Origin of the sequence: Brunnivagina elsteri CCALA 953, from assembly GCF_002289455.1 — a bacterium.
GTDB classification, from domain to species: Bacteria; Cyanobacteriota; Cyanobacteriia; order Cyanobacteriales; family Nostocaceae; genus Brunnivagina; species Brunnivagina elsteri.
Map to the genome: position 1 here is coordinate 1 of NZ_NTFS01000444.1, position 5,128 is coordinate 5,128.

Consider the following 5,128-nt stretch of genomic DNA (forward strand, 5'->3'; position numbering starts at 1 on the left):
TAATTACTAATCTCTAATTCATAATTTATAACTCCTTATAATATTTCTAAATCCCGATTCTAAAAAATATCAGCAGGGTCAACTGCACTAAGTTTTCTCACGGCAATAACTCCAGATAAATAACACATAATAAAAGTTAAAATCAAAACTAATATGGCACGGTCTAGAGTCATAAATAATGGTAATAATGTCGCTTCACGAGCCTTTTGATATAAAAATAGAGCCAATCCAAATCCTGGGATATATCCCAAAAATGCTAATATTAAAGACTCCTGTAAAATCACATTTAATAAATACTTATGACTGTAACCAATAGCTTTTAGGGTTGCATATTCAGATAAATGGTCAGCAACTTCAGTGTAAAGAATTTGATAAACAATTACAGTTCCGACAATGAAACCCATAATTGCACCTAAGGTAAAGATAAAACCGATTGCAGTATTAGTTGCCCAAAAATTTCGCTCAAAATCAATATATTCTTGTTTCGTCATTACATTGACATCTGAACCTAAATATTTTCTGATATTTTGAGCAACTACTTGAGCATTTGAGCCTGGTTTTAATTTTACTAAACCAACTTCAATTAAACCTTGTTGGCGAAGATTAAATATTCTTAAAAAATTCACATCACTAGTAATAATATTACCATCAGCACCAAAAGAAGCACCTAACGTAAATAAACCAACAACCTTAATTCGCCTAAGTCTAACTTCTGCAAAAATTGATTTGCCAGCATTAAATTCTCTGGCAATAGGACCAAATTCTAAACGCGATGCACTGTCATATAAAACAGTATCAGGTAAAGTCAATTTTTTTTGATTTTCTGGGACTCCAGAAATATCCAAAACGTTTGATTGTGGGTTAAATCCAATCACAAAAATATTTCTAGGATGACCAGTATCTGGATTTTTTAAGCTTGTAAAATCCAGATAAATTGGATTAACTGATTCAACTTCTTTAAAGTCTAAAGTTTGAAATAAACGTCTTTGAGAAAAGCTTTTCATCGAGATTAAAGAACTCGATTGATTACTAATTAAAACAATATCACCTTGCAAGCTGGTATGGAAACGCACATTACTTGAATAGAGCGAATCCTGGAAACCAAGCTGCATAAACATTAAAATATTAGCAAAAGCAATTCCAGCAAGTGCGACTAAAAGTCGAGTACGTTCACGAGTAAGTTGCAGCCATGCTAAAGGGATTTTACGAGACATTTAATATAGTTAGGAATTAGGAATTAGAAGTAGAGACGACTCGGTGAGTCGTCTATTTGTATAGCAATTTGAAGTTGAAATTGAGTAGATAAAAATTAAGAATGAAGAGTTAGTAATTCGAGGTTATAAGCCAGAGAATTAAGTATATTTTGATTTGCAAATTAGTAGATTTAATAAATCAAAATTATTTTCACTCCTAACTTCTAACCCCCAACTTATTTAAATTCCAATTTCAACAAGAACTTTTGCGAAAGTTAAACCAGATACGCGATCGCTCTCTTCACGAGGAAGGGCAATTTTAACTTCAACAACTCTGGCATCCACATCAGCTGCGGGATCGGTGTTAAGGATATCTCTTTTACCGACTTTTCTACCAATCTCCGAGACTGTACCCTGCAACTGACCGCTAAATGCACCATTGTCACTACGAACTGTGGCTTTTTGTCCCAGACGAACTCTACCAATGCTGTCTTCAGGAATTTCAGCTACAACCAACATTTCGTCAGTGCGTCCAATTTCAGCAATACCGCTTGTACCCATACTTTCACCGGGTTTAGTGTGGATTTTGATGATTTCCCCAGAGATTGGCGCTTTGATGTAGCTTTGATTTAACTGTGCTTCCGCTTTCCGCATATTTGCGATCGCATTTGTAACTTGTGCTTGAGCAATCTGAACATTACTAGGTGCGACATCACGGAATTTGTCAAATCGAGAACGCTCTTCGTCAATTTGTCTTGCCAGTGTGGTAATGGTTTTACTACGGTTTACTCTGGCTTCATTTATCTGCTGTTGCAGTATCGCAATAGTTTTTGACTGATTTGCACGGGCTTCCGCTAACTGTTGCTGTAAAGTTGATACAGCCCGTCGTCTTTGTGCTTGATTTTCTGTCACTTGTGCTGTACTTGTTTCCGCACTCAATCTTCTGCGATCGCGTTCTTGTGCGGATATTGCCCCCTGACGGAACAAGCTTTCGTAACGACTCGAATCAACCTGTGCATTACGTTGTTCGGCTTGCGATCGCGCTACTGTTGCTGTTAGACTATCGCCTTGTCCGCGTAATTCTGCTGTTATTCTTTCTACCGTTGCTTGTTGAGCGACTCGTTCACCCTGTAATTGAGCTTCTAAGCGATTAATTGTAGCTTGTTGACCATCCTGTTCTCCTTTCAATTGCGCTTGTAAACGGGCAACTACAGCTGTTTGTGCTTGCAAATCCCTTGGAGAACCAGCTCTAACACTACCCAAATTGGCACGGGATTCTAGTAACTTTGCTTTTGCCTCTTCCATTACCGCTTGATTGGTTTTGAAACTATCCAAAACAGCAATTATCTGGTCTTTTCTTACCCTTTCTCCTTCTTGAACCATAATTTGTTCAATCCTAGCTGAAGAGGTTATCCCAGAGTTTGGAGCAGATATTCTAATCACTTCCCCCCGTGGTTCAAGTCGTCCCAATGCATTTACACTGTTAGCAACAGGTTGACTAACAGGAGCTTGGTTAAGACTTTGAATTTGCTGCCATTTTGCAACTCCCAGCACTCCACCAGTAATTAATAGCGGGACAATTACAGCTAAAGTCCAGGGAAATTCCCGTCGATTTATCGGTTTTTCAGTTGGTACTGAGTCTTCTGTCCACCTTGACATAATCTGTTGCTCGTTGGTTTTTCTGTTAGTTTCAATTTGCTGATCGAACAAAAAAGCGAGTTAAAAATTGTTAGTTAATACCAGCAACTGGTTAAAATTACCTGTTTACAATTGCTAATTGAATTTAATGTTGGGTCGTTATGCAATCGCTAATCAATCGGTAAAATTAAATAAATTTTAACTTGGATGAAAATTTAAATTAGGAATTATTGAATGTTTGTAGAGTTGATAATGCACATAAAATTTCTGTCCCCATTCATATTTGAGGGGAAATATCATGAAGATGAACCTAGATATTGCTAACAGTAAATATTGACTGTTAATAATTAATTTATAACAATCGAATTATGAATTTTAATCATCAAGCATAAACAATCACAACACAATTTCTTCATCCTTATTTATTACAGCTTTATTGCAAATCTCAGGTATTTGCGCCATTATTTACAATCATAATCATGCTTCTATCTGGAGTATGCTCGTTGTTAACTTTATCTAAATAAAATCATTATTCTTAAATTGATAAAGTCAAGATGATTGTTAATTAAAAGACACACAAACCTACATAAATTCCTCTAGAGATTTATACTGAAGTGTTTCTACAGGTAGAAATTGTAGATTTTTAAGAATAGATTTGAGGTAAAAATTATAGATATTGTAAGCAATTTACACCCGATAAATACTTGATTTATGGGACTTCCAGAAAATAAAATATCCCAATCATATAACCACTAATCCTATAATTCGTAGGGGCTGGGTATCCCAGTCCTTATATATCGGGATAATTGTATTATTGCATGAGTGAGGGTGGGGAGACCTTTCAGGTAAGCGCAAAGCGCAGGCTTCGCCAACGCCACTTTGACGAAGAGAAGTTGCGTGCGCGGGTTCCCCGCGTTGAGCAAACTTCGGGGACGGAAACCGACACCGCCAAGTGGACTCACCCCACCCCTACAAAAATTTGGGGTAATTTATTTTTTGGTGTTCCCTATTAGCGCAAACGATTACATAAAATCGAACTGAATTTAGGTAGATTGAAATTCACTTTACTGGTATTAAAATTGTCTAATTAATCGTATACAAGACAATCTCTAAGGTAGATGACTAATCAGAAAAATAAAGTTGAGCGATCGCAGTTCTATCTCTTGAAGCGAACTGTCCTTGCCATTATATATCTATTATCAAGATTTGGTTTATTTTTCCCTTACGGAATTAAAGATTAGATAAACATAAATTTGAATACAAACTGTTATCAGTAATGTAATTTTTAAATCATAAAATAAATTAACTGGGTATTGGGATTAGGAATGTTCCTATTCCCGATTCCCCACATGCCTAACTAGGCAAATCAAATAATACCGTAGTCATATAACGATCAGCCCAAGCAGTGCCGAAGGCTTTTTCCAAAACGCGACGGGTTTTGTCATTTTGTTGCTGCTTCGTACAATAGTTACGTTGTCCAGCAAGAATTTCAGTTGCTTCCTGTGGTGCGACTTTTGGAGATGCGATCGCATTACTACAATGTATATCCAAAAAGTCACGTACGTGGTTAACAAACATTACCTCTTCCTCAGGAGTTGCAGGACGAATGAAAGTGCAAAACTCCGAAAAGATATCACCCCAAGCGGGTAAATCGCGAGGTTGAGAAAAATTTACTGGTTCAAGTGCCGAAAGTGCCGAAGTGTATGACAGTGGCAACTTGTGCGAATTTACAGGTGAAAGATCGACAATCGCTGCACTAATTTGTCCCCTACCTCCAACCAAATCGCAACCAAACATTGGCAAATCATATTCTGGACGGGGAAACATAACACAATGCAAAATATCGAGCATATTCCCAACGCGTGCCAGTTCGAGGTGAATTTTTCGGAACTGAGGAGTCTGATAGCAACGGTTCTCGATGATTAACTTTTCACCCTCCAGCTTGCCTTCCACATACCCTAACTCCGCAGGCAAATTATACGGCGATAAATCCAGATGCTGATGCCAAACAGCTTCGATACAGTCAGCCAATTGACGAATTAACGGGTGTTGTTGCTCTCTAAGGGAGGGGATAGAAGTCTTTGACATATCTTAAATAGCGCTTCAGTTATCTAGTGCCAGTCTACCTGTCGTTGCTACAAATATATTGCGATCGCAACACAAACAAACATTTGTTCAAAAAAATCAGATAATTCCCCGACTCGTAACTCCTCTAAACTAGGCTGTTAACTTTGTACCCTTTTGCCCATAAGACTTCATGCAGAAAATGTGTTTACTACTTTTGTGGGAAAACGGCT

General features: G+C 37.5%; 4 protein-coding genes. 1 reads left to right on the plus strand and 3 read right to left on the minus strand.

Going from position 1 to position 5,128, the window contains the following annotated elements; genetic code table 11:
- Positions 1-59 precede the first annotated feature (59 nt).
- Together devC and CK510_RS26025 are read right to left on the minus strand one after the other, a co-directional pair.
- Complete coding sequence (gene devC, locus CK510_RS26020; RefSeq protein WP_095724432.1) at positions 60-1,214, minus strand: ABC transporter permease DevC; 1,155 nt, start codon at positions 1,212-1,214, stop codon at positions 60-62.
- Between the two features lie 219 nt (positions 1,215-1,433).
- Positions 1,434-2,852 carry an HlyD family efflux transporter periplasmic adaptor subunit gene (locus CK510_RS26025; protein ID WP_095724433.1) on the minus strand — a complete coding sequence of 473 codons (1,419 nt, stop codon included), beginning with the start codon at positions 2,850-2,852 and terminating at the stop codon, positions 1,434-1,436.
- 797 nt (positions 2,853-3,649) lie between these two features.
- Here CK510_RS26025 and CK510_RS26030 point away from each other — a divergent pair.
- A complete protein-coding gene (locus CK510_RS26030; protein ID WP_095724434.1) occupies positions 3,650-3,844 on the plus strand; it encodes a hypothetical protein in 195 nt (64 codons plus the stop codon).
- 340 nt (positions 3,845-4,184) lie between these two features.
- Here the strand turns inward: CK510_RS26030 and CK510_RS26035 are convergent, their stop codons facing one another.
- Positions 4,185-4,919 carry a phycocyanobilin:ferredoxin oxidoreductase gene (locus tag CK510_RS26035; RefSeq protein WP_095724435.1) on the minus strand — a complete coding sequence of 245 codons (735 nt, stop codon included), beginning with the start codon at positions 4,917-4,919 and terminating at the stop codon, positions 4,185-4,187.
- Positions 4,920-5,128: the final 209 nt, after the last annotated feature.